The following is a 26,149-nucleotide window of genomic DNA, read 5'->3' as shown; positions in this document are numbered from 1 at the left end:
TGTTTGACGTTATGAAATAAACTGTCATATAATCTGTAAGTAAGGGAAAGATTAACGGACTTATAAACAATGAGAGGTGAAATATAATGAATATGAGAGCAGAACGTGTAGGCGAACAAATGAAACAAGAAATCATGGATATCGCTAATAATAAAGTTAAAGATCCGAGAATTGGATTCTTGACAATTACAGAAGTTCAATTAACTAATGACCTATCTATTGCAACGGTTTATTTAACTGTTTTAGGAAATGAAAAACAAAAAGCAGATACATTTAAAGGTTTGGAAAAAGCGAAAGGTTTTATTAAATCTGAGCTTGGTTCGAGAATGAGACTTAGAATTATTCCTGAGTTAAATTTCGAATATGATGAATCGATCGACTACGGTAATAAAATAGAACGAATGATTCAAGATTTGCATAAGAAAGATTAGTCTTTCTTAATAATTAGCACATATATATAGCATGTGGTGTTCGTGCTGTAAATTAGAACTTGCGCAATTGTCGAACTAATTCTAAATTATAATTAAATTAACTTGATTAGATGTTTTGACAAAATTGTGGGGGCGGGAATACGAAATCAAATTTAGTTTTGATTTCTGTCCCGCTCTTTTTACATAACTTTTTATCAATTATTACATGTTAATATGAGATTAGAGATTTAAAAAATCAGACTTTGAAGGTGAAATAAGAATGTATAACGGCATATTACCGGTATTTAAAGATCGTGGATTGACAAGTCATGATGTGGTTTTTAAGTTGAGAAAAATATTGAAGACTAAAAAAGTGGGACATACTGGAACATTAGATCCGGAAGTTTCTGGTGTGTTACCGATATGTATAGGAGCTGCGACAAAAGTTAGTGACTACATAATGGAAATGGGTAAAACTTACGAAGCGACAGTTAGTTTAGGGAGTGCAACCACTACTGAAGACCAAACTGGTGATGTGATAGAAGAGAAAGATATCTTAAATGGTGAAATTACTGCTGAGGATGTCGATTCAATACTCCAACAATTTGAGGGTGTTATTACACAAATACCACCAATGTATTCTTCAGTAAAAGTAAATGGGAAAAAATTATATGAATATGCTAGAAATAACCAAGAAGTTGTTCGACCTGAACGTCAAGCGCATATATATAAAATCAAACGTACAACTGAACTACGTTTTGACCACAACGGCTGTCAATTTGATATAATTGTAGAATGTGGTAAAGGTACATATATACGTACACTCGCAACAGATATAGGCAGGTCATTACATTTACCTGCACATATGTCAAAGTTAACACGTACACAGAGTGGTGGATTTGACATTAAGGACAGTTTAACTTTAAATGATGTAGCAGCATTACATGAGCATGAATCATTACAAGACAAGTTATTTCCTATAGAATATGGTTTGAAAGGATTACCACAAATTATAATTTCAGAAGAAAATATTAAGTCTAAAATTTTAAATGGACAAAAATTTGAAAAAACAATGTTCAAGCAAAATATAGACGATATGGTTACAATGGTAGATGAGCACACACACAAAGTGTTAGCAATTTATGAACCTCATCCAGAAAAACTAGATGAAATTAAACCTAAAAAGGTGTTTAACTAAAGGAGAAATACGCATGAAAGTGATAGAAGTAACTCATCCAATTCAGGAAGAACAATATATAACAGAAGATGTTGCTATGGCTTTTGGATTTTTTGATGGGATGCATAAAGGCCATGCAAAAGTATTTGATATTTTAAATCAAAAAGCAGAAGCTGCGAATTTAAAAAAGGCAGTAATGACATTTGATCCACATCCTTCGGTTGTATTAAATCCTAAACTAAAAAGAACTGATTATTTAACGCCGATTCAAGATAAAATAGAAATCCTAGAATCTTATGGTATTGACTATTGTATTGTCATTAATTTTTCATCTAAATTTGCAGAAGTAAGTGCTGAAGATTTTATACAAGATTATATTATCAAGAATCATGTTAAAGAAGTCATTGCTGGTTTTGACTTTACTTTTGGAAAATACGGCAAAGGTAATATGATGATTTTAGATGAAATGACTGAATTTAATTCTACAGTAGTAAGCAAACAAGAAATTAATTCTGAAAAAATTTCTACTACTGATATCAGAAAATCATTGAAAACTGGAGAGTTACAAAAAGCTAATGAAGAATTAGGCTATCGCTATCGCATTAAAGGTACGGTCGTGCAAGGGGAGAAACGAGGTAGAACTATTGGTTTTCCTACAGCAAACGTACAACCAAGTGGTGATTATGTATTACCTAAGAATGGTGTTTATGCAGTTAGCATGGAAATAGGTGCGGATAAACAGATTTATAGAGGGGTAGCTAATGTAGGTGTAAAACCAACATTCCATGATCCTTCTAAAGCTCAAGTGGTAATCGAAGTGAATTTATTTGATTTTGGAGAAAACATTTATGGTGAACGCGTTACAGTATTTTGGCATCATTATTTGAGACCTGAAATTAAATTTGATGGTATTGATCCATTAGTGGAACAAATGAATAAAGATAAAGAAAAAGCAAAATACTTGTTATCGGTTGATTTTGGTGATGAAGTATCATATAATATTTAAGTCGAATGTGTATAACACATTTTAGCACCTTTACCTTGGCACATCGAAACTCCGACGATTTGCTCGGATAAAGGCGAATAAAAATTAAAGGAGGAAATTGACAATGGCAATTTCACAAGAGCGTAAAAATGAATTAATTAAAGAATACCGTACACACGAAGCGGACACTGGATCTCCAGAAGTTCAAATCGCTGTATTAACTGCAGAAATCACTGCATTAAATGAACACTTACGTGAGCACAAAAAAGATCACCATTCACGTCGTGGATTATTAAAAATGGTAGGTCGTCGTAGACACTTACTTAACTACTTACGTGAAAAAGATGTTCAACGTTACCGTGAATTAATTAAATCATTAGGTATCCGTCGTTAATTTTAGGACGTATATTGATAGAGGCTGGGACATAATTAAATGTCTCAGCCTCAACTTTGATATAGGCACCGACAGATTTGAAAAAGTATTTGTAAAACATACTACTGTTAATGTAAATGACTTAATTTATGGTGTAAGTAGTGTTTATACAAGAATTTAAACGCTTTTTCTACTCATCTTTGATAGGGGTGGGATAATGAAATCTTAGTTGAATTATTAGATTTCTGTCCTGCTCCTTTTTTATAATTAGAAGTGAGCATTTTTAAAAAATAATATACTAATATAAAAATTTTCTAAGAAATGATATGATAGTACTATTAGATATATGAGAGGAGATTTGTAATGTCTCAAGAGAAAAAAGTTTTTAAAACTGAATGGGCAAACAGATCATTGACGATTGAAACTGGTCAACTTGCTAAACAAGCCAATGGTGCTGTACTCGTTCGTTATGGTGATACAGTTGTCTTATCAACTGCGGTTGCTTCAAAAGAACCGCGCGATGGGGACTTCTTCCCATTAATGGTTAATTATGAAGAAAAAATGTATGCTGCTGGTAAAATTCCAGGAGGATTCAAGAAACGCGAAGGTCGCCCAAGTGATGAAGCGACGTTAACTGCGCGCTTAATCGACAGACCAATTCGTCCATTATTCCCTAAAGGTTATAAATATGACGTTCAAATCATGAATACTGTATTAAGTGCAGACCCTGATTGTTCGCCTGAAATGGCAGCAATGATAGGTTCATCAATGGCATTAAGTGTTTCTGATATTCCATTCCAAGGACCAATTGCTGGTGTGAATGTTGGTTATATCGATGGAGAGTACATTATCAATCCAACAGTTGCACAAAAAGAAGTATCACGTTTAGACTTAGAAGTTGCTGGTCATAAAGACGCTGTAAACATGGTTGAAGCTGGTGCTAGTGAGATAACTGAAAGTGAAATGTTAGATGCCATTTTCTTCGGACATAGTGAAATCCAACGTTTAGTTAATTTCCAACAAGAAATTGTAGATCATATTCAACCTGAGAAGAAAGCATTTGTTCCTGTTGAAAAAGATGAATCCCTTGTAGAAAAAGTTACTCAATTGACTGAAGCAAATGGTTTGAAAGATGCTGTTTTAACATTTGATAAACAACAACGTGATATTAACTTAGATAATTTAAAAGAAAAAGTTGCAGCTGAATTTATTGATGAAACTGATGCTGACAATGAAGCTTTAATTAAAGAAGTTAATAGCATATTGAATGACTTAGTTAAAGAAGAAGTAAGAAGATTAATTGCAGATGAAAAAATCAGACCAGATGGCCGTAAGACGGATGAAATTCGCCCACTAGAATCTGAAGTTGGTGTGTTACCGAGAGCACATGGTTCGGGATTATTTACACGCGGACAAACACAAGCACTTTCAGTATTAACGTTAGGCTCTATGAGCGAATATCAAATTCTAGATGGTTTAGGCGAAGAAGAACAAAAACGCTTTATGCATCATTATAATTTCCCTAACTATTCAGTAGGTGAAACAGGGCCAGTACGTTCTCCAGGACGTCGTGAAATCGGGCATGGTGCTCTAGGTGAACGTGCTCTAAGCCATATTATTCCTGATGTAAAAGATTTCCCATACACTGTGAGAATTGTAAGTGAAGTTTTAGAATCAAATGGTTCTTCATCACAAGCGTCGATTTGTGGTTCTACATTAGCATTAATGGATGCAGGTGTACCAATTAAAGCGCCAGTAGCAGGTATTGCGATGGGTCTAGTAACACGCGATGATAGTTATACTATCTTAACTGATATTCAAGGCATGGAAGATGCATTAGGCGATATGGACTTTAAAGTTGCCGGAACTTCTAAAGGTATTACTGCTATTCAAATGGATATCAAAATTGATGGTTTAACAAAAGAAATTATTAAAGAAGCTTTAGAGCAAGCACGCGTAGGTCGCCTTGCTATTCTAGATCATATGTTACAAACAATCGATACACCACGTAACGAATTAAGTGCATTTGCGCCAAAAGTAGTAACTATGACAATTAAACCTGAAAAAATTAGAGACGTAATTGGACCTGGTGGTAAAAAAATCAATGAAATTATTGATGAAACTGGTGTTAAATTAGACATTGAACAAGACGGTACAATATTCATTGGCGCTGTTGATAAAGACGCGATTGATCGCGCGCGTAATATTATAGAAGATATCACGCGTGAAGCAGAAGTTGGCCAAGTATACGAAGGTAAAGTAAAACGTATTGAGAAATACGGTGCTTTTGTTGAATTATTCCCAGGTAAAGATGCGCTTGTTCACATTTCACAAATTGCTAATGAACGTATTGAAAAAGTAGAAGATGTGTTGAAAGTTGGAGACACATTTAAAATAAAAGTAACTGAAATTGATAAACAAGGACGCGTTAATGCATCACATAAAGTCTTGTTGTAAAACCAAAATCTAAATACATTGAATTTTTAATTAGAGGCTAGTCATTGATTTGTGCTTTTATAGTAGAATGCCGTTAATTCTATTGTAAAAGCATGCTTAAAATCAGTATACACTAGTTTCTTTTTTATTATATAAAGGTCAATGATTACATTTATAAGATAAAGTTATACATAAAATTACAACATTAGGGAATTGTTGTCATGCAACATATAATTAATAATAAATATTTTTTGTTATTATAAAATTTTGACTTAATTTTCTGTACAAGCAATTTAAGTTAATGGAATTATGATTACATTAATAAGTTTTTAAGCTATATCAGTTATTACTTTAATAGTGTACATAATGCCTATTTTAACTTATAATAAATTATGAGTTTATATATGGACGGGAATTTAAATAGGAGGTAACATTTTGAGTTTAATAAAGAAAAATAATAAAAATATTCGCATCATTCCACTCGGCGGAGTTGGAGAAATAGCGAAAAATATGTATATCGTCGAAGTAGATGACGAAATGTTCATGCTTGACGCTGGCTTAATGTTCCCAGAAGATGAGATGTTAGGTGTAGATATTGTTATACCAGACATTCAATATGTTATTGAGAACAAAGATAAATTAAAAGGGATCTTCTTAACACATGGTCATGAACATGCAATCGGTGCTGTCACGTATGTTTTAGAACAAGTTGATGCGCCAGTTTATGGTTCAAAGCTTACAATTGCTTTAATTAAGGAGAATATGAAAGCTCGCAATATTAATAAAAAAGTAAGATATTATACAGTTAATAATGAATCTATTATGCGTTTCAAAGGTGTTAATGTAACGTTCTTTGATACGACACACAGTATCCCAGATAGTTTAGGTGTGTGCATTCATACTTCATACGGGGCAATTGTATATACAGGTGAATTTAAATTTGACCAAAGTTTACAAGGACATTATGCACCAGACTTAAAGAAAATGACTGAAATTGGAGAAGCAGGTGTGTTTGCATTAATCAGTGATTCTACTGAAGCAGAAAAACCTGGATACAATACACCAGAAAATGTAATTGAATCACACATGTATGATGCCTTTACAAAAGTGAAAGGTCGATTGATTGTGTCCTGCTATGCATCTAATTTTATTCGCATTCAACAAGTTTTAAATCTTGCACAAAGATTAAATAGAAAAGTATCATTTTTAGGTCGTTCATTGGAGAGCTCTTTCAATACTGCTAGAAAAATGGGATACTTTGATATATCAAAAGACTTATTAATTCCAATTAATGAAGTTGAGAATTATCCTAAAAATGAAGTTATTATTATTGCTACTGGTATGCAAGGTGAGCCTGTAGAAGCTTTAAGCCAAATGGCTCAGAAAAAACACAAAATAATGAATATTGAACCAGGAGATTCTGTATTTTTAGCTATTACCGCTTCTGCTAATATGGAAGTGATTGTCGGAAATACACTTAATGAATTAGTACGTGCTGGTGCAGAGATTATTCCAAATAGTAAAAAGATTCACACTTCAAGCCATGGTTGTATGGAAGAATTGAAAATGATGATTAATATTATGAAACCTCAGTACTTTATTCCAGTTAACGGCGAATTTAAAATGCAAATTGCACACGCTAAATTAGCAAATGAAGCAGGCGTGCAACCTGAAAAAATCTTTCTTGTTGAAAAAGGCGACGTAGTTAATTACGATGGGGAAGAAATGATTTTAAATGAAAAAGTTCACTCTGGTAATGTACTAATTGATGGTATCGGGGTCGGTGATGTTGGCAATATCGTGCTAAGAGATCGTCACCTGCTAGCGGAAGATGGTATCTTTATCGCAGTTGTAACACTCGATCCTAAAAACAGACGAATTGCAGCAGGTCCAGAAATTCAATCTAGAGGTTTCGTATATGTTAGAGAAAGTGAAGCCTTATTAAATGAAGCTGAAGAAAAAGTCCGTGAAATCGTTGAACTAGGCTTACAAGAGAAACGCATCGAATGGTCTGAAATCAAACAAAACATGCGCGATCAAATTAGCAAACTTTTATTTGAAAATACAAAACGTCGTCCAATGATTATTCCAGTAATTTCTGAAATTTAATAATTCCTGTACTAAACAAAGAGGTTAAGACAAGCGCTTAGGTAAATATTTTTAAAGGTAAAATGTGATTGAATGTTTTTGAAGTAAATGACATTCATGCGACCTTTGAAATGGCTATAGGCGTTAAATGTCTTACCTCTTTTATGTTATTATAGATAGAAAGATTAATTATTAATCATACATAAATTTACATATATTTAACTGATGAAATTATTATTGCCAATATGAAATAATCTATTTTATACAGTAGTGTGTGAATATATACTGATTTTGAGCACAGTCGAAGAAAAGGTGGTAAATTTGGCACAAACAAAAAAGAGACAAACAACAAAAAGAAAACCTACTAATACAAGAAAGAAAACTACTAACAATAAGAAAAAGCAAGGGGATAGTCCGTTAAGATATATTGTGGCAATAGCTATATTTGTAATAGTGACGTTAGGTGCCTTTCAACTTGGTATTATTGGAACTATGATAGATAGTTTCTTTAATTATTTATTTGGTACAAGTAGATTCTTAACATACATTCTTATTTTAATAGGCACAGTTTTTATTACATATTATAAAGCTCTACCTAAAACTAGACGTACTGTTGGCGCATTTGTATTACAAGTAGCTTTACTATTAGTTACTCATATTATCTTTTACTTTACACATAAAGCTCAGGCCCAACGTGAACCAGTTTTATCTTTCGTATATAAATCTTATGAGCATTCTAATTTTCCAGTATTTGGGGGCGGTTTAATAGGTCATTACCTGTTAGCACTGTTTATACCGCTTATATCTATTGTGGGTATTATTATAGTGACGATACTACTAATCGCTTCAAGTGTAATTTTATTACTTAAGCAAAAACATCGTGACGTATCAAAGTTACTATTTGAAAAGCTGAAGGTTAAAAGTAAAGATGCTTCGGAAAATTATCAAGAGCGACGTAAACAGAATAAAGTGAAAAAAGAAGCCAAAGCGCGTGTTAAAGCTGAAAAAAAAGCAGAACAACAAGCAAGAACTGAAGCGCAAAAATCAGATGACAATGTTACAGATGTTAGCGATTTAAAAGAAATTCCTAATTCAAAATCTGAGGAACAACAATCTATCCCTATATACGGACATAGTGATAGTGAAGATGACCATAAGCAAACCTCAGAAAAACCTATAGGTAAACGTACTAAACGCATGTTTGATCAAGAAGGACAGCTAAATCAAACAGCAACACAACAAACCACTAACTCAAATCAAGCATCACTCGATCAACAAATAGCTGATATGGAGTCCGAACAAAGTGAACAAGGTGAAACGATTAATTCAATTTCTGAAGCAGGAGAAGTGGAAAATGAAGCATATACGCTACCTCCACTCACTTTGCTAAAGCAACCAACTAAACAAAAAGCTACTTCTAAAGCAGAAGTTCAGAAAAAAGGACAACTATTGGAAACGACGCTTAAGAACTTTGGTGTTGATGCGAGAGTTACGCAAATAAAAATAGGACCGGCAGTGACACAATATGAAATTCAACCAGCACAAGGGGTTAAAGTTAGTAAAATTGTTAACTTGCATAATGATATTGCACTCGCACTTGCTGCTAAAGATATTCGTATAGAAGCGCCAATACCTGGTCGCTCTGCTGTTGGTATTGAGGTTCCTAATGATAAGATTTCTCTTGTTTCATTAAAAGAAGTTTTAGATGAAAAATTCCCTGCTAAAAATAAATTAGAAGTGGGCTTAGGCAGAGATATATCAGGCGATCCTATTACAGTAGAATTAAACAAAATGCCACATATGCTTGTTGCAGGTTCAACAGGAAGTGGTAAGTCTGTTTGTATCAACGGAATAATTACAAGTATTTTACTTAATGCTAAACCACATGAGGTAAAACTTATGTTAATTGACCCAAAAATGGTAGAATTGAACATATACAATGGTATTCCTCACTTACTGATACCAGTTGTGACTAATCCTCACAAAGCATCACAGGCATTAGAAAAAGTAGTTGCTGAAATGGAACGTCGTTATGATTTATTCCAACACTCTTCAACTAGAAATATAGAAGGTTATAATGAGGCAATTAGACGCCAAAATGCTGAATTAGAAGAAAAACAATCAGAATTACCGTATATTGTTGTTATTGTTGATGAATTGGCAGACTTAATGATGGTTGCTGGTAAAGAGGTAGAAAATGCTATTCAACGTATTACGCAGATGGCACGTGCAGCCGGTATTCATTTAATTATTGCAACGCAAAGACCTTCTGTAGATGTAATTACTGGTTTGATTAAAAATAATATACCATCTAGAATAGCTTTTGCAGTAAGTTCGCAAATCGACTCTCGTACGATTATTGATAGCGCTGGCGCCGATAAATTATTAGGTAAAGGTGACATGTTATATGTTGCTAACGGTGGATCTACTAGAACACGTGTACAAGGCGCATTTTTAAGTGACCAAGAAGTACAAGATGTTGTTAATTATGTCGTAGAACAGCAAAAAGCCAATTATGTAAAAGAAATGGAACCAGATGCACCAGTTGATAAATCAGAAATGAAAAGTGAAGATGCACTTTATGATGAAGCATATTTATTTGTGTTAGAACAGCAAAAAGCGAGTACTTCTTTATTACAAAGACAATTCAGAATTGGTTATAACCGAGCTTCAAGATTAATGGACGATTTAGAACGTAATCAAGTTATTGGACCACAAAAAGGTAGTAAACCTAGACAAATTTTAGTGGATATTGATAGTGATGAGGTGTAAATATGGAATTAACTTCAGTTTATAAAGTAAAAGAATGGATGATTCAACAAATTAAGGAAGGCAAATTACAACATGGTGAGCCACTTCCGAGTAATTTAGCCATAGCAAGAACCTTAAAAGTAAAAACAGATGACGTTTATGATGCAGTAGACGAACTAATTACTGAACAAGTATTATCCAATAATTTAGAAGAAGGTGCACGTGTTAAATCACTGCACCCATTCTATTACCCATTAGGAGAAGTTGTAAGTATTAGTAGAATGATTAAAGATCAAGGTTACACACCAGGGACAGAATATATTAGTTTTGATGAAAAACCTGCGACCTCTTTAGATTCTAAAAGATTAAATACTACAGACAAGGCGCCTGTTACAATTATAGAACGTTTAAGAACTGCAGATAGAAAACCAGTCGTTTACTGTTTAGATAAAGTGCCTGCAAATTATCTAACTTGTGCACAATACCAAAGTAGTGATGAGTCACTTTTAGGTGCAATTGAAGCTTATACAAATAAAAAAGTTTCATATGCAGATACTGAAATGGAAGCGATTAGTTATGAGCCACATATCTCAGATCTCTTAGGAGCTTCACCACATGAAGGACTCATGTTGTTAAAATTAGTGCATTATGATACAGATGATCAACCAATATTATATTCATTTAATTATTTCAAAAGTAGTTTAGTTACGTTTAAAACGGTTAAAAATAGATTATAATAATAAATTTATGAAAGTGAGGTATGACAATTTGAAAATAGAAAACCCACAGAAAGATTTACATGTTAAAGTATTGCCGACAACAAAATTTAAAACCACAACGATTACGCTTAAATTTATGGCACCGTTAGACAGCCAAACAATGACTGCGCGATCTATTTTAAGTAAAATTTTAGTACGTGCTACAAAGCAATGGCCATCAGATAAGGATTTTAATCGACACTTATCTCATTTATATGGTGCGTATGTTAATAGTTTTGTTTCCAAATTTAAAGATAAGCATGTTATTACCATATCTTTAGAATTAGTAAATGAACGTTATTTAAAAGATCAAACACCGCTTTTTGAAAAAGGCTTAGAATTGCTTAAAGAAATGATATACAATCCTTTAATATCAGATAATAAATTTGATGAAACATTTGTCGCTCAAGAAAAATCGTTATTATCAAAAAAATTAAATGCTATGATCGACAACAAATCACAAATTTCATTTTTGAACTTATTGAAATATATGTTTGGGGAACAACCATATCGACATTTAGCAACTGGGCAAGTTGAATACATAGCTGACATTACATCTGAAAATCTATATCATACATATCAATCTATGTTGGAAAATGACTACTGTGCAGTATATGTGGTAGGCAACGTAGATGAACAACAGGTGAAATCCCAAATCCAAACATATTTTAATATTAATTCATTCTCTTTTGAATTATCACAGTCTACTCCAATAGGACAAGACCATAATACACCTCAAGTTATAGTAGAAACAGACGATGTCGATCAAGCTAAGTTAAATATGGGTTTTAAATTACCAGCAAAATACGGAGATCCAGAGTATTTTGCGATGATTGTTTTTAATGTTATGTTTGGCGGCGATCCATCTTCCGTATTGTTTAATGAAGTACGAGAAAAGCAAAGTTTAGCATATTCCATCCATTCCCAAATAGACGCAAAAAATGGTTTTTTATTTGTATTAAGTGGTGTTTCAACCGATAAATATGAAATTGCTAAAGAGACGATTGTATCTGAATTTGAGAAATTCCAACAAGGGGATTTTGAAGAAGAGAAGATAGCTCTTGCTAAAAAAGTGATACTATCTCAAAGACAAGAATCTCATGATAGAGCTAAAAGTATTATAGAAATCATGAATAACAACATATTATTAGATGAACCGATGTCGGAAGAAAGTTATATTTCGGGGATTCAAAACGTTAATAAATCAGATATCCAACAACTAGCACAGGCAACTACATTAGATACAATATATATTTTGACAAAAGGAGGCGATGACTAATGAATGAAACCTACTATGATCAAATAGACGAACGAGTATTTGAAGCTGAATTAAAAAATGGTCTAAAATTATTTATAATTCCTAAAAAAGGATTTCAGAAAACCTTTGTGACTTATACTACGAAATTTGGGTCGTTAGATAACAAATTTAAACCACATGGTAGTGATGATTTTGTTACGGTTCCTGATGGAGTGGCACACTTTTTAGAACATAAGTTATTTGAAAATGGTGACGACGAAGAAGATTTGTTTACAGCGTTTGCTGAAGACAATGCACAGGTCAATGCTTTTACGAGTTTTGATAGAACAAGCTATTTATTTAGCGCAACTGATAATATAGAGCGTAACATCAAACGGCTGTTAACTATGGTAGAAACACCTTATTTCACTAAAGAAACAGTAGATAAAGAAAAAGGTATAATTGCTGAAGAAATCAAGATGTACCAAGAACAACCAGCTTATAAGTTAATGTTTAATACTTTAAGAGCTATGTATGATACACACCCAATACGTGTAGATATTGCTGGCAGTGTTGAAAGTATTTATGAAATAACTAAAGACGATTTATATCTATGTTATGAAACATTTTATCATCCTTCGAATATGGTATTGTTTGTTGTTGGTGATGTGGACGTGAATCATATTTATAAAGTTATTGAAGAACATGAGAATCAACGTGATAAAGAAGCACAGCCGCAAATCGTAAGAGACCCGTTAATTGAACAAGCTTCAGTGAAAGAACTAAAAATTTCAGAAACGATGAAATTGCAATCACCAAGATTAATGTTAGGTTTTAAAAATGAACCATTATACGACGAGCCTAATGAAGCTTTTGTTAAACGTGATTTAGAAATGACTTTATTTTATGAATTGATATTTGGTGAAGAAACAGATTTTTATCAGTCACTTCTCAACGATGAATTAATAGACGAAACTTTTGGATATCAATTTTTATTAGAACCTACATACAGTTTTTCAGTTATAACAAGTGCAACGCAATATCCAGATAAATTAAAAACTTTATTATTAAATGAAATTAAAAACAATTTAGGGAAACTTGATGATTTAGAGGCCTTTAGTCTGTTGAAAAAACAGTTTATTGGAGAATTTATTTCAGGTTTGAACTCACCGGAATACATTGCGAACCAATATACAAAATTATATTTTGAAGGCGTAAGTTTATTCGACTTATTAGATATTGTTGAAAGTATAACTTTAGAAAGTGTGAATGATACAGCACGAACATGCTTGAATTTAACACAAGTAGTAGATAGTCGCTTGGAGATGAAATAATAGTGAAGGCATTAGTTATTGGTGGTTCTGGAACGATAGGAAAAGCAATTGTTAACAGGCTATTATCAGATGGTTTTGAAGTAATTGTACATTATAATAATACGAATATTGAAACACTTCAAAGCGATTATATTGGAAAACCAGTTGAGTTTTTACAATGTGATTTAAATCAAGACATAGATTTAGAATCATATTTTTCTTGTATAACAAAATTGGATTGTTTGGTATACGCAAGCGGAACAGCTTTATATGGTCAATTACAAGATGTGACTGATAAAGAAATAGACGATTGTTATCAAGTCCATGTTCGCCAACTAATTAGAATTTGTAGATTTTTTACTGATAAATTGCGACAAAGCAGTCATGGTCGTATCGTTGTCATATCATCTATTTGGGGAGAAACTGGTGCTAGCATGGAGAGTATTTACTCTGCAATGAAAGGTGCTCAAATTGCGTTTGTAAAAGCTTTAAGCCAAGAGTTAGCTATGACAACAGTAACTGTAAATGCGATTGCTCCTGGATTTGTTAGCGGAAATATGGCTCAAGTATGGTCTGAAGAAGAATTACAGGCAATTACTGAAGAATTACCACAACAAAGGCTAATTGATCCTGTTGAGATTGCACATACTTGCAGTTATTTGTGTCATCCGATGGCAAGAAGCATCACCGGAACGATTCAGAAAGTCAATGGTGGATGGTACGTATAGATTTTTAAATAATGTACAAAAAATAAACCAACTATGAAACATTCAATGATATAATATCATTACAATAAAATGGTTATATGCATATTTAAGTTGAAAATATGCCAAGGTTAAGTTGTTTTAAATGAGTTACATGCTCATGTATAAATTATTTGTACATGGTTTCTAAATAAAGGGGTGCTTATTTCATGACAGTTGCTACTAAAAAAGAATGGTATTTAGAGTATGAGATAACAATGAACCGAGCCGGACTTCTAGGTGATATATCAAGTTTGTTAGGCATGATGGGGATTAGTATAGTAACAATCAATGGTATTGATGAAGGTCGTAGAGGTCTATTAATTAAATCTGATAGTCTAGAAAAAGTAAGTCGTTTCGAAAATATTGTAACCGAAATAGATGATATTTCTATTACTAAGTTAAGAAAGCCAGAGTTAAGAGATCGATTGGCAGTGAGACATGGAAGATACATAGAGCAAGATGCTGACGATAAAAAGACATTTCGTTTTGAAAGAGAAGATTTAGGTTTACTAGTTGATTTTATGGCGGAATTATTTAAAGAAAAAGGTCATAAATTAATTGGTATTCGTGGAATGCCCAGAGTTGGTAAAACTGAATCAATTGTAGCAGGTAGCGTCTGTGCACATAAACGTTGGTTGTTTATTAGTTCTACACTTATTAAGCAAACTGTGCGTAGTTCATTAATTAAAGGCGAATATGATTCAGACCATGTCTATATCATTGATGGTGCTGTTACAGCAAGAGAATCTAGTCAGAAACACCAAGAATTAGTGAAAGAAGTTATGAGTCTTCCTGCTATTAAAGTAGTTGAACACCCTGACTTATTTGTTGAAGCAAGCGACTACAAGATGAGTGATTTTGATTATATCATCGAATTAAGAGAAAATAAAAATCAAGAAATTCATTATGAAGAAATGAAAAAACAAACAGTTAAGAGTAAAAACAATTTGGATTTTGGTAACGATCCATTTGGTGGCGGATTTGGTTTCTTTGAGTAATAAAGATTGTTGATTGAGGAGGGCTGATATTGTGAGCTTAGTTGGTCAGACATTAAAAGGACGACGAGAACGTTTAGGTATGACATTAAATGAATTAGAATCGCGTACACAAATTAAACGACAAACGTTAGTGATGATTGAAAATAATGATTTCGAATCATTAAAAAAAGCTGAGTATGCGGAAGGTTTTATTAGAAAATATGCTAAAGCAGTGAATATTGATTCAGTACAGTTGATTAATGCACACAGAGAAGAAATTCCCAATAATGATGAAGCGATACATCAAACAATTGCAGTCTTCGCTAATGATGACAAACCAACATACCGCAGCAAAAATAAAGAACCTTTACAAGTTGGTGTTGTGATTAGTTTAGCGATTATTATTACAGCATTGTTGTGGGTATTCTCAGTATTGATATTTTAAAGTGGCAAACAAACATAAACTATAAGTTATAAATAGAAAAGAGGACTTTGTATGAATATACCGAATTGGATAACTGTGTTTAGAGTTATACTAATTCCAATATTTCTTGTTTTTGCATTAGTAGATTTTGGATTTGGTAACCTTTCATTTATCGGTGGATATGAAATTAAAATTGAATTATTAATAAGTGGTGTGATCTTTATTGTTGCATCGTTAAGTGATTTCTTAGATGGTTATTTAGCAAGAAAGTGGGGACTTGTTACTAATATGGGGAAATTTTTAGACCCACTTGCAGACAAGTTATTAGTTTCCAGTGCATTAATTGCTTTAGTTCAACTAGGGCTAACAAATTCAGTAGTTGCTATTATTATCATAGCACGTGAATTTGCTGTTACAGGTTTACGTTTATTGCAAATTGAACAAGGTTTTGTAAGCGCTGCTGGTCAATTAGGTAAGATTAAAACTGCAGTCACAATGCTAGCAATCATTTGGATACTATTTGGTGATCCATTAGTTACATGGGTTGGTTTCCCAATAGGACAAGTATTATTGTATATTGGTGTATTCTTTACAATTTTATCAGGCATAGAATATTTCTATAAAGGTAAAGATGTTTTTAAAGTATAATTAAAAATTATTAATAAACTGGAAGATGTACTTATAGTAGAGACATTTTCCAGTTTTTTTAAGTTTTAATGATATGAAGTCAGATTTTTCGTTTTTTCGTGGTTTTCCTTTTATAATTAAGGGAAGTAAAAATGTATTGTATAAACAAAGGACATTAAAATCATATGATGGATAATTGGAACTTTGTTATTTGAGGAGGAGTATTTGTGAATATATCAATCATCGCAGTAGGGTCGGAATTGCTTCTTGGACAAATTGTTAATACTAATGGCCAATATTTATCAAAGCTATTAAATGGTGTCGGTCATAGTGTTGTAGAGCATTCTGTAATTGGGGATAATCCACAGCGTTTAGAAAGAGTTGTCAAGCAAGCCCTTAATCAATATGATACAGTGATTTTAACGGGTGGCTTAGGTCCAACAAAAGATGATTTAACCAAGCATACTGTAGCTAAAATATTAGGACATGAATTAGTCATTGATGAACATGCACTAAATTATATTGAATCATATTTTAGAGAGCAGGACATCGACATGACACCAAATAATAGACAGCAAGCACTTGTGATTGAAGGCGCACATATTTTAGAAAATAAAGTCGGTATGGCACCAGGTATGCTTGTTGATCACGGAGATAAAAAAATTGCTTTGTTACCAGGACCACCTAAAGAAATGCAACCAATGGCGAAACATGAGTTATTACCTTATCTACTTAATGGGGAGCAAACTATATTTTCAGAACTACTACGTTTTGCCGGAATTGGTGAGTCAAAAGTAGAAACTGACTTAATGGATTTGATAGATCAACAAACTAATCCAACTATTGCACCGCTCGCTGGAACACATGAAGTAAATATAAGGTTAACTGCAAATGGGGCATCGCAGCAAGCATGTAAGGATTTAATCGCGCCTGTGAAAAGCGCAATACTAAATCGCATTGGTAAATATTATTATGGTTCTGACGACATACTGCTAGAACAAGCTGTTATGTCATTAGTTAATGAATCTTTTGCTATATATGATGGTGTGACTGACGGTGAATTATATTCTAGAATGAAAAATTTTGATGATAGTGAAACGTTGAGAGGTATGTTACCTCATCACTCACAATTTATAAATGAACATGATACAATTGAATCTCAACTTTCCATAACAGCGCAAATTATAAGAGATTTATATAATGCAAAGGTTGGTATTTCGATATTGAGTCAAGGTGATATCGTATATTTAGGTGTTTTAAAAGGCGAAAACTTAACGATACAATCATTTAAAATGACTCGCAAAAGAAATTTAATGAAAAGTAGAACGCAAAATTATGTGTTAATTAGGTTGCTAAATTTATTTAAATAGCTAGTAACGCCTTGCTAAAAGTTAAAAATATAGTACGTGTGTTCTGTTTTTGGGTGGCTATCTCTTTTCTTTAGCGAACAAATATTCGCAAAATACTTGCGGAATAATCTAAATCAAGGTATAGTATGGTTAAGATATTTTTCAGAGAGAATTCTCATATAGGAGGTCCAACATTGGATAACGATCGTCAAAAGGCTTTAGATACAGTAATTAAAAATATGGAGAAATCATTTGGTAAAGGCGCGGTAATGAAATTGGGCGATAACGAAGCACGCAAAGTTTCAAGTGTTTCAAGTGGTTCTGTAACATTAGATAATGCTTTAGGAGTAGGTGGTTACCCTAAAGGTAGAATTGTAGAAATTTATGGTCCAGAAAGTTCTGGTAAAACCACTGTGGCACTTCATGCCATTGCGGAAGTTCAGAGAAATGGTGGCGTGGCAGCTTTTATTGACGCTGAACATGCATTAGACCCAGTTTACGCAGAAGCATTGGGTGTTGATATTCAAAACTTATATTTATCACAACCTGACCATGGGGAACAAGGATTAGAAATTGCAGAAGCATTTGTAAGAAGTGGTGCTGTAGACATAGTTGTTGTTGACTCTGTTGCAGCATTAACACCTAAAGCAGAAATTGAAGGTGAAATGGGAGATACACACGTTGGTTTACAAGCACGTTTGATGTCACAAGCCCTAAGAAAACTTTCAGGTGCGATATCTAAATCAAATACGACTGCAGTATTCATTAACCAAATCCGTGAGAAAGTCGGCGTTATGTTCGGTAACCCTGAAGTTACTCCAGGTGGTCGTGCACTGAAATTCTATAGCTCTGTTCGTTTAGAAGTACGCCGTGCGGAACAATTAAAACAAGGACAAGATATTGTCGGTAATAGAACTAAAATTAAAGTTGTTAAGAATAAAGTCGCACCACCATTTAGAGTTGCTGAAGTTGATATTATGTATGGTAAAGGCATCTCTAAAGAGGGGGAATTAATCGATTTAGGTGTTGAAAATGAAATCGTTGATAAGTCGGGTGCTTGGTATTCTTATAATGGCGACAGAATGGGACAAGGTAAAGAAAATGTAAAATCTTACCTTAAAGAAAACCCTGCTGTCAAAGCAGAAATAGATAGAAAGCTAAGAGAAAAATTAGGTATATTTGATGGAGATGTTGAAGAATCGGAAGCTGAAAATACAGCGACACTTTTGGATGAAGAAGAATAGGTTAAATAGTTACAATAATATATTTTGAATCATTAAGTTATTGTATTTATTTAGTAGTAAAACAAACTGAACCCTTAACAAGGCGTTTAGTTTGTTTTTTGTTTAATATAGATAAAAATTTGAAATTTTATTATTCTTTGGTTGTAATTTCTATAGGATTTTATAGTGATATATCTTAAATGGAATATGATTAGGGATGAAATATATTATATTTTGTCCTTATATACGAAGTTCATATAAGAATATAAAAATATTATGTTAAACGATTTCGTTTCAAAAATAAGATAAATTAAGGTTTAGCCAACATTAAAGTAAATTTAGTGTAAAAGAGATGCCTCAAATATTGAATTATTGTGTAGTCAAACCTTGACACTTCTTAGTTTAAAACCGTACAATTACATTGTATGATTCTTATATAACTTCATATAATCATATTGAATTTTGATATACAGAGCAAAATCCTAGATAAAAGGGGGTGTTTGTGTGAATTTGTTAAGCCTCCTACTCATTTTGCTAGGTATTATTCTCGGAGTTGTTGTAGGGTACGTTGTTGCCCGAAATATATTGCATCAAAAGCAATTACAAGCAAGACAGACTGCCGATGATATTATCGAACAAGGTAATAAAGAAGCAGAGAATATCAAGAAGGAAAAGCTTCTAGAAGCTAAAGAAGAAAACCAAGTCATAAGAGAAAAAGCTGAAAATGAGCTTCGTGAAAGGCGTGCAGATCTTCAAAAGCAAGAAGCAAGACTTCTACAAAAAGAAGAAAACTTAGAGCGAAAATCTGACCTGTTAGATAAAAAGGATGAGATTTTAGAGCAAAAAGAGTCTAAACTTGAAGAACGACAACAACAAGTAGATGCAAAAGAGAGTAGTGTTCAAACATTAATAAATAAGCATGAACAAGAATTAGAACGCATCTCTGGTCTCTCTCAAGAAGAAGCTGCACAAGAGCAACTTCAAAGAGTTGAAGAGGAATTGTCACAAGATATTGCTATACTTGTTAAGGAAAAAGAGAAAGAAGCAAAAGAAGCAGTCGATAAAAATGCAAAAGAGTTATTAGCAACTACTGTTCAAAGATTAGCTGCAGAACATACATCTGAATCAACAGTATCAGTTGTTAATTTACCAAATGACGAAATGAAAGGTCGAATCATTGGTAGAGAAGGTAGAAACATTAGAACTTTAGAAACGTTAACTGGTATTGATTTAATTATAGATGATACACCAGAAGCGGTAATTCTCTCTGGTTTTGACCCAATTAGACGTGAAATTGCAAGAACTGCATTAGTTAATCTTGTTTCAGATGGTCGTATCCATCCTGGACGTATAGAAGATATGGTAGATAAAGCTCGAAAAGAAGTAGACGATATTATTAGAGATGCTGGGGAACAAGCTACATTTGAAATAAATGTGCATAATATGCATCCAGATTTAGTGAAAATCTTAGGTCGTTTACAGTATCGTACTAGCTATGGACAAAATGTATTGAAACATTCTATTGAAGTTGCACACCTTAGTGGTATGTTAGCAGCTGAACTAGGAGAAGACGTTACATTGGCTAAACGTGCTGGACTACTTCATGACGTTGGTAAAGCAATTGATCACGAGGTTGAGGGAAGCCATGTTGAAATTGGTGTTGAATTAGCTAAAAAATATGCTGAGAATGAAACCGTTATTAATGCAATTCATTCTCACCATGGTGATGTCGAACCGACTTCTATTATTTCTATATTAGTGGCAGCTGCCGATGCGTTATCAGCAGCAAGACCAGGTGCTCGTAAAGAGACTTTAGAAAACTATATTAGAAGACTGGAAAGACTAGAAACACTTTCAGAAAGCTATGATGGTGTTGAGAAAGCATTTGCAATCCAAGCGGGTAGAGAAATTCGAGTTATCGTATCACCAGATACTATCGACGACTTAAAATCACATCGCTTAGCAAGAGATATTAAGAGCCAAATTGAAGATGAACTTCAATATCCTGGTCATATAAAAGTGACAGTTGTTCGTGAGACTAGAGCAATTGAATATGCAAAATAAGATTTAAAATATTTAACAATGAATTTTTAAACAAACTAAACGAAATTATCGTTTAGTTTGTTTTTTATATTTAAATTAGCAGATAGATTTGATGCTTACATAATTCTTAACAAATGAAAACACCTCATATGCTAAAAGTACATATGAGGTGTTAAAATCATTTATATTCATTTCCAAATTAACTTTAAATATTTTGTGCTAAAAGACTAATCTAAAATTAAGTTAATTCTAAATCAGCATTTTTAACTTCTTTAATAATTTCAGCTGTATCATAACAGTTTGTTGAAATATTAGCATATCTTTCAGCTAAACGATAAGCGTGGATATATAGTTCTAAACTTTCTTTTGCTATATCCTCTGGATCTTCGCTTTTGGATGGGTTTGCTGTAACAACTAAGTCAGCAAAATGTTGTGGGTCAATATTAATTGCCATGTATTACTTCCAACTCCTATATTTTGAATTATTTAATTCCTACTATAATTTATACCACCAATTTTATGATTAAAACTTAGTTAAATTAATGAAATTTTTATAATGATACTTTTCATCGTAAATAAATTGCATTAAACTAACATTAAGAGAGAGGATGAACATGTAAATGAGATTATTATTTATCGGAGATATAGTAGGTAAAGTAGGTCGTGAGGCTATTACAACGTATTTACCTAAATTAAAACAAACGTATCGTCCTACAGTTACTATTGTAAACGCTGAAAATGCTGCACATGGTAAAGGATTAACTGAAAAAATATATAAAGATCTATTGCGAGAAGGCGTAGATTTTATGACTATGGGTAATCATACTTTTGGCCAACGTCAAATTTATGATTTTATTGAATCGGCAAATCGTATGGTGAGACCAGCGAACTTCCCAGAAGAAGCGCCAGGGGTAGGTATGAGATTTATTCAGATCAATGAGATTAAATTAGCGATTATCAATTTACAAGGCCGTGCATTTATGCAAGATATAGATGACCCTTTTAAAAAAGCTGATGCACTTATCAAAGAGGCTCAAAAAGAAACAGACTATATTTTTGTAGATTTTCATGCTGAGACTACTTCAGAAAAAAATGCAATGGGTTGGTTCTTAGATGGTAAAGTGAGTGCGGTAGTAGGCACACATACACATATCCAAACCTCAGATGAACGTATCTTACCTGGTGGTACAGGTTATATCACAGATGTAGGGATGACGGGTTTTTATGATGGTATACTAGGAATTAATAGAGATGAAGTAATTACTCGATTTATTACAAGTTTACCTCAAAGACACGTAGTACCAGACGAAGGCAGAAGTGTATTATCAGGCGTTATTATTGATATTAATAAAGAAGGGAAAACAACACACATTGAACGAGTGTTAATTAATGATGATCATCCCTTTTAAAAAGTATCGTCCATTAGTATGAATTTGAAAAATACCACTCTTAACATAGTAATAGAGTGGTATTTTTTGATATGATGAATAATGAATTATTATAACCACTAGGAGGCAAGATGATATGAAATCACAAGTATCATGGAAAGTGGGCGGACAACAAGGCGAAGGTATTGAATCTACTGGAGAAATCTTCGCGACTGCTATGAATCGTAAGGGATACTACTTATACGGATATCGTCATTTTTCAAGTAGGATTAAAGGCGGCCACACAAATAATAAAATAAGAGTTTCTACTACGCCAGTACATGCAATTAGCGATGACTTAGATATCTTAATTGCATTTGACCAAGAAACAATAGAGCTAAACCATCAAGAAATGCGCGAAGATAGTGTGATTATTGCGGATAGTAAAGCAAAACCTGAAAAACCAGACGATTGTCGCGCACAATTAATAGATTTACCTTTTACTGCGACTGCAAAAGAATTAGGCACTGCTTTAATGAAAAATATGGTTGCAGTAGGTGCGACTTGTGCGATCATGGATTTTGATATTTCAGATTTTGAAACGCTGATTACGAATATGTTTACTAAAAAAGGTGACAAAGTTGTAGAAATGAACATAGAAGCATTGAATGAAGGTTATCGTTTAATGCATGAACAATTAACTACTGTGGATGGTGATTTTGTTTTAGAGGAAACAAAGGGTGCACCTCACTTATATATGATTGGAAATGATGCGATAGGACTAGGTGCTTTATCAGCTGGATCTAGATTTATGGCAGCTTATCCAATCACTCCTGCTTCTGAAATCATGGAATATATGATTGAAAACCTACCAAAGGTTGGCGGTACAGTTGTTCAAACTGAAGATGAAATTGCAGCGGCAAATATGGCTATTGGTTCAAATTATGCAGGTGTTCGCTCGTTTACAGCGAGCGCAGGACCTGGTCTCTCATTAATGATGGAAGCAATTGGCTTGTCAGGTATGACAGAAACACCATTTGTAGTTATTAATACGCAACGTGGCGGGCCATCTACCGGTTTACCTACAAAACAAGAACAATCTGATTTAATGCAGATGATATATGGCACACACGGCGATATCCCTAAAATTGTAATAGCGCCGACTGATGCTGAAGATGCCTTTTATTTAACTATTGAAGCATTTAATTTAGCAGAAATGTACCAATGTCCTGTAATTATATTAAGTGACTTACAATTATCATTAGGTAAACAGACTGTTGAAAAGTTAGATTATAGTAAAATTGAAATTAATCGTGGTGAAATCATCCAATCAGATATAGAACGTGAAGAAGATGATAAATCATACTTTAGACGTTATGCCCTTACAGACAGTGGCGTATCACCAAGACCTATACCAGGTGTTAAAGGTGGTATACATCATGTAACCGGTGTTGAACATAATGAAGAAGGAAAAACAAGCGAAGCTGCAGACAATAGACAACAGCAAATGGATAAACGTATGCGTAAAACAGAACATTTACTTATTCAAGATCCTGTTGAGCTAGCTGCAGAAAATGAAGTTGCAGATATTTTATATTTAGGCTTTATTTCAACAAAAGGTGCAATTCAAGAAGGAAAAGCTAGATTAGAAGAAGAAGGGCTAAAAGTAAACCATCTTCAAATTAGACAATTACATCCTTTTCCTAGTGAATCGATACAAAAAGAAGTAGATAAAGCTTCTAAAGTTGTTGTTGTGGAACATAATTATCAAGGACAACTTGCTAGCATTTTAAAAATGAATGTAAATTTAGGTGACAAATTAATTAATCAGACCAAATATGATGGTACACCATTTTTACCAAGAGAAATTGAAGCTAAAGGACTAGAAATTGCTAAAGAAATAAAGGAGTTGGTATAAATGGCAACATTTAAAGACTTTAGAAATAATGTAAAACCCAATTGGTGCCCTGGTTGTGGTGATTTTTCAGTGCAAGCAGCGATTCAAAAAGCAGCTGCAAATGTAGGGTTAGAACCTGAAGAAGTAGCTATTATTACTGGGATCGGTTGTTCAGGACGTTTGTCAGGATATGTAAATTCTTATGGTGTACATGGTATACATGGACGCTCATTGCCACTTGCTCAAGGCGTGAAAATGGCTAATAAAGATTTAACAGTAATTGCTTCAGGCGGTGACGGCGATGGTTATGCGATAGGTATGGGACATACAATCCATGCTTTACGTAGAAACATGAATATGACTTACATTGTAATGGATAATCAAATTTATGGCTTGACCAAAGGACAGACATCACCATCTTCAGCACAAGGTTTTGTAACCAAATCCACACCAAAAGGAAATATCGAACAAAATGTTGCGCCATTAGAACTAGCACTTTCATCAGGAGCAACATTTGTAGCACAAGGATTTTCAAGCGATATCAAAGGACTTACGAAAATGATTGAGGACGCCATTAATCATGATGGATTTTCGTTTGTAAATGTATTTTCACCTTGTGTAACATATAATAAAGTTAATACTTACGACTGGTTTAAAGAAAATTTAACAAGTATTGAAGAAATCGAAGACTTCGACACAACTGACAAACAAAAAGCGACTCAAAAAGTTTTAGAATATAATTCACTGCTTAAAGGTATTGTTTATCAGGATTCAGAAACGCCATCTTATGAATCGCAAATTGAAGAAATGAATGGTACACCACTTGCTAAACAAGATCTTCATATTGATGAAGCGCAATTTGAAGCCTTAACAAAACAATTCGTATAAATATATAGTAAAACTTAACTTCGTTAAGTAACAGACTGTCAACAAAGTCTTCGGCTTTGTTGACAGTCTTTTTGTATATGCTTTCCGCGAGCACTGCCTTAGCCTGTAGTCTTAGTCTAGCATCCTTCCTATAGGAAACGGCCCAAATCTATGCTAATAACGAAGTGAAAAATATAGTATATAAATTAATTGATAAAAGAAAACTTATATTTTTCAAACAATTATATAAATGTAAATAAACAAACCTTAACTGAACTATCTTCTAGGTTTGTCTACGTTCTAAAACTTAACATCGTTAAGTATTGTAACGGTTTTTTGTTTTGATTTAAATGTGAAATTGCTATAAAATTTCATAGTGTTATTAATTAACGGAGGCAATAGTTATGGTAGATAAATTTAAGTCGATGACTGAATTGGTTGCAGAGACTGCAGAACATAATGACTGGGAAATACAAACAGTAAGTAAGAAATCATCAACACTCATAACTGCAATTCATGGTGGGGCAATTGAGCGAGGAACGACAGAAATAGCACAGTTAATTAGTGAGCAAGGTAACCATAGTTTTTATACTTTTAAAGGTATAAGAAATAATAAAAATAATGAATTACATGTTACATCACGACATTTTGATGAACCAAAACTTACGCAAATGGTGTCTAGTCATCATAGCATTATATCTTTACATGGGTGTATGGGGAATGTTCCTGAAGTTTATATTGGTGGTAGAGACTTTGAACTAGCATCTGAAATAAAATTACAACTGGAAAAAGTAAACATCATTGTTAAACCGGCGCCTTCACATATATCAGGTATGCATACGGATAATTTTGTCAATGCTGGTCAAAAAAACGCTGGTGTTCAACTAGAATTAACTGTGGCATTAAGAAAACAATACTTTAACAATAATAAGTATAATTTAAATGATAGAGAAAATAGACAGAATTGGTCACAACTTATGTATTTATTTTCGACAGCTATAAATAAAGCGATAAACAATGTAGAGGGAACTATATAAATATAATTATATTGTGTTTGATAATTAAAAATATTAAGTTGCCCTTTACAAAATCTTAAGTTAA

General features: G+C 33.2%; 22 protein-coding genes. 21 read left to right on the top strand and 1 reads right to left on the bottom strand.

Translation table 11 applies throughout. From position 1 onward, the window contains the following. Positions 1–83: 83 nt before the first annotated feature. From rbfA to rny, 17 genes are all read left to right on the top strand, one after another. Complete coding sequence (gene rbfA / locus ACW5YJ_RS09600) at positions 84–431, top strand: 30S ribosome-binding factor RbfA (protein ID WP_026113574.1); 348 nt, start codon at positions 84–86, stop codon at positions 429–431. A gap of 259 nt (positions 432–690) precedes the next feature. Then, complete coding sequence (gene truB / locus ACW5YJ_RS09595; RefSeq protein WP_017724308.1) at positions 691–1,608, top strand: tRNA pseudouridine(55) synthase TruB; 918 nt, start codon at positions 691–693, stop codon at positions 1,606–1,608. A 13-nt stretch (positions 1,609–1,621) separates the two neighbouring features. Next, positions 1,622–2,593, top strand: a complete 972-nt coding sequence (locus ACW5YJ_RS09590; RefSeq protein WP_017724309.1) for a bifunctional riboflavin kinase/FAD synthetase — start codon at positions 1,622–1,624, stop codon at positions 2,591–2,593. Positions 2,594–2,696: 103 nt separating this feature from the next. After that, positions 2,697–2,966, top strand: a complete 270-nt coding sequence (rpsO, locus tag ACW5YJ_RS09585) for a 30S ribosomal protein S15 (RefSeq protein WP_017724310.1) — start codon at positions 2,697–2,699, stop codon at positions 2,964–2,966. Positions 2,967–3,308: 342 nt separating this feature from the next. Further along, the gene (gene pnp, locus ACW5YJ_RS09580; protein ID WP_457338114.1) at positions 3,309–5,402 is read left to right on the top strand and encodes a polyribonucleotide nucleotidyltransferase; all 2,094 of its coding nucleotides are present in this window, start codon (positions 3,309–3,311) and stop codon (positions 5,400–5,402) included. A 414-nt stretch (positions 5,403–5,816) separates the two neighbouring features. Further along, positions 5,817–7,490, top strand: a complete 1,674-nt coding sequence (gene rnjB, locus ACW5YJ_RS09575; RefSeq protein ID WP_017724312.1) for a ribonuclease J2 — start codon at positions 5,817–5,819, stop codon at positions 7,488–7,490. Between the two features lie 300 nt (positions 7,491–7,790). Continuing rightward, complete coding sequence (locus ACW5YJ_RS09570; protein ID WP_107552015.1) at positions 7,791–10,241, top strand: DNA translocase FtsK; 2,451 nt, start codon at positions 7,791–7,793, stop codon at positions 10,239–10,241. Positions 10,242–10,243: 2 nt separating this feature from the next. Next, positions 10,244–10,957 carry a GntR family transcriptional regulator gene (locus ACW5YJ_RS09565; protein ID WP_017724314.1) on the top strand — a complete coding sequence of 238 codons (714 nt, stop codon included), beginning with the start codon at positions 10,244–10,246 and terminating at the stop codon, positions 10,955–10,957. A gap of 10 nt (positions 10,958–10,967) precedes the next feature. Further along, a complete protein-coding gene (gene yfmF / locus ACW5YJ_RS09560; RefSeq protein WP_107552014.1) occupies positions 10,968–12,257 on the top strand; it encodes an EF-P 5-aminopentanol modification-associated protein YfmF in 1,290 nt (429 codons plus the stop codon). Beyond that, positions 12,257–13,549: an EF-P 5-aminopentanol modification-associated protein YfmH gene (gene yfmH, locus ACW5YJ_RS09555; protein ID WP_017724316.1), complete on the top strand. Its 1,293-nt coding sequence runs from the start codon at positions 12,257–12,259 to the stop codon at positions 13,547–13,549. Before yfmF ends, yfmH begins: the two co-directional genes overlap by 1 nt. A 2-nt stretch (positions 13,550–13,551) precedes the next feature. Beyond that, a complete protein-coding gene (gene ymfI / locus ACW5YJ_RS09550) occupies positions 13,552–14,256 on the top strand; it encodes an elongation factor P 5-aminopentanone reductase (RefSeq protein ID WP_017724317.1) in 705 nt (234 codons plus the stop codon). A 185-nt stretch (positions 14,257–14,441) separates the two neighbouring features. Next, a complete protein-coding gene (locus ACW5YJ_RS09545) occupies positions 14,442–15,272 on the top strand; it encodes a YmfK family protein (RefSeq protein ID WP_017724318.1) in 831 nt (276 codons plus the stop codon). A 31-nt stretch (positions 15,273–15,303) separates the two neighbouring features. Further along, positions 15,304–15,696 carry a helix-turn-helix domain-containing protein gene (locus ACW5YJ_RS09540; RefSeq protein WP_457338113.1) on the top strand — a complete coding sequence of 131 codons (393 nt, stop codon included), beginning with the start codon at positions 15,304–15,306 and terminating at the stop codon, positions 15,694–15,696. 51 nt (positions 15,697–15,747) lie between these two features. Next, the gene (pgsA, locus tag ACW5YJ_RS09535) at positions 15,748–16,323 is read left to right on the top strand and encodes a CDP-diacylglycerol--glycerol-3-phosphate 3-phosphatidyltransferase (RefSeq protein WP_017724320.1); all 576 of its coding nucleotides are present in this window, start codon (positions 15,748–15,750) and stop codon (positions 16,321–16,323) included. Between the two features lie 206 nt (positions 16,324–16,529). Then, positions 16,530–17,672 (top strand): CinA family nicotinamide mononucleotide deamidase-related protein, encoded by a 1,143-nt coding sequence (locus ACW5YJ_RS09530; RefSeq protein WP_017724321.1) that lies wholly within the window; start codon positions 16,530–16,532, stop codon positions 17,670–17,672. A gap of 173 nt (positions 17,673–17,845) precedes the next feature. Beyond that, positions 17,846–18,895 (top strand): recombinase RecA, encoded by a 1,050-nt coding sequence (gene recA / locus ACW5YJ_RS09525; protein ID WP_017724322.1) that lies wholly within the window; start codon positions 17,846–17,848, stop codon positions 18,893–18,895. 483 nt (positions 18,896–19,378) lie between these two features. Further along, complete coding sequence (gene rny / locus ACW5YJ_RS09520) at positions 19,379–20,938, top strand: ribonuclease Y (RefSeq protein ID WP_017724323.1); 1,560 nt, start codon at positions 19,379–19,381, stop codon at positions 20,936–20,938. 217 nt (positions 20,939–21,155) lie between these two features. On the opposite strand, the gene ACW5YJ_RS09515 is transcribed toward rny, so the two are convergent. After that, complete coding sequence (locus ACW5YJ_RS09515) at positions 21,156–21,371, bottom strand: hypothetical protein (protein ID WP_017724324.1); 216 nt, start codon at positions 21,369–21,371, stop codon at positions 21,156–21,158. Positions 21,372–21,537: 166 nt separating this feature from the next. On the opposite strand from ACW5YJ_RS09515, the gene ACW5YJ_RS09510 reads away from it, so the two are divergent. From ACW5YJ_RS09510 to ACW5YJ_RS09495, 4 genes are all read left to right on the top strand, one after another. After that, positions 21,538–22,326, top strand: coding sequence for a TIGR00282 family metallophosphoesterase (locus ACW5YJ_RS09510; protein ID WP_017724325.1), 789 nt, complete (start codon positions 21,538–21,540; stop codon positions 22,324–22,326). A gap of 115 nt (positions 22,327–22,441) precedes the next feature. Continuing rightward, positions 22,442–24,202 (top strand): 2-oxoacid:acceptor oxidoreductase subunit alpha, encoded by a 1,761-nt coding sequence (locus ACW5YJ_RS09505; RefSeq protein ID WP_119604215.1) that lies wholly within the window; start codon positions 22,442–22,444, stop codon positions 24,200–24,202. Further along, entirely contained in the window at positions 24,203–25,069 is an 867-nt protein-coding gene (locus ACW5YJ_RS09500) for a 2-oxoacid:ferredoxin oxidoreductase subunit beta (protein WP_017724327.1), read from the top strand. It abuts the gene before it with no gap. A 383-nt stretch (positions 25,070–25,452) separates the two neighbouring features. After that, positions 25,453–26,085 (top strand): poly-gamma-glutamate hydrolase family protein, encoded by a 633-nt coding sequence (locus ACW5YJ_RS09495; protein ID WP_107552053.1) that lies wholly within the window; start codon positions 25,453–25,455, stop codon positions 26,083–26,085. Positions 26,086–26,149: the final 64 nt, after the last annotated feature.

The organism is Staphylococcus sp. mip270_02 (genome assembly GCF_054031535.1).
The sequence above is the reverse complement of the archived record's forward strand: the minus strand, read 5'-3'. Positions and strand labels throughout refer to the sequence as shown.

Bases quoted from the DNA above. Each gene is read 5' to 3' on its own strand.
- truB (WP_017724308.1), top strand. From the start codon at position 691: ATGTATAACGGCATATTACCGGTATTTAAAGATCGTGGATTGACAAGT.
- ACW5YJ_RS09590 (WP_017724309.1), top strand. From the start codon at position 1,622: ATGAAAGTGATAGAAGTAACTCATCCAATTCAGGAAGAACAATATATA.
- rpsO (WP_017724310.1), top strand. From the start codon at position 2,697: ATGGCAATTTCACAAGAGCGTAAAAATGAATTAATTAAAGAATACCGT.
- pnp (WP_457338114.1), top strand. From the start codon at position 3,309: ATGTCTCAAGAGAAAAAAGTTTTTAAAACTGAATGGGCAAACAGATCA.
- ACW5YJ_RS09565 (WP_017724314.1), top strand. From the start codon at position 10,244: ATGGAATTAACTTCAGTTTATAAAGTAAAAGAATGGATGATTCAACAA.
- yfmF (WP_107552014.1), top strand. From the start codon at position 10,968: ATGAAAGTGAGGTATGACAATTTGAAAATAGAAAACCCACAGAAAGAT.
- yfmH (WP_017724316.1), top strand. From the start codon at position 12,257: ATGAATGAAACCTACTATGATCAAATAGACGAACGAGTATTTGAAGCT.
- ACW5YJ_RS09545 (WP_017724318.1), top strand. From the start codon at position 14,442: ATGACAGTTGCTACTAAAAAAGAATGGTATTTAGAGTATGAGATAACA.
- pgsA (WP_017724320.1), top strand. From the start codon at position 15,748: ATGAATATACCGAATTGGATAACTGTGTTTAGAGTTATACTAATTCCA.
- ACW5YJ_RS09515 (WP_017724324.1), bottom strand. From the start codon at position 21,371: ATGGCAATTAATATTGACCCACAACATTTTGCTGACTTAGTTGTTACA.
- ACW5YJ_RS09510 (WP_017724325.1), top strand. From the start codon at position 21,538: ATGAGATTATTATTTATCGGAGATATAGTAGGTAAAGTAGGTCGTGAG.
- ACW5YJ_RS09505 (WP_119604215.1), top strand. From the start codon at position 22,442: ATGAAATCACAAGTATCATGGAAAGTGGGCGGACAACAAGGCGAAGGT.
- ACW5YJ_RS09500 (WP_017724327.1), top strand. From the start codon at position 24,203: ATGGCAACATTTAAAGACTTTAGAAATAATGTAAAACCCAATTGGTGC.
- ACW5YJ_RS09495 (WP_107552053.1), top strand. From the start codon at position 25,453: ATGGTAGATAAATTTAAGTCGATGACTGAATTGGTTGCAGAGACTGCA.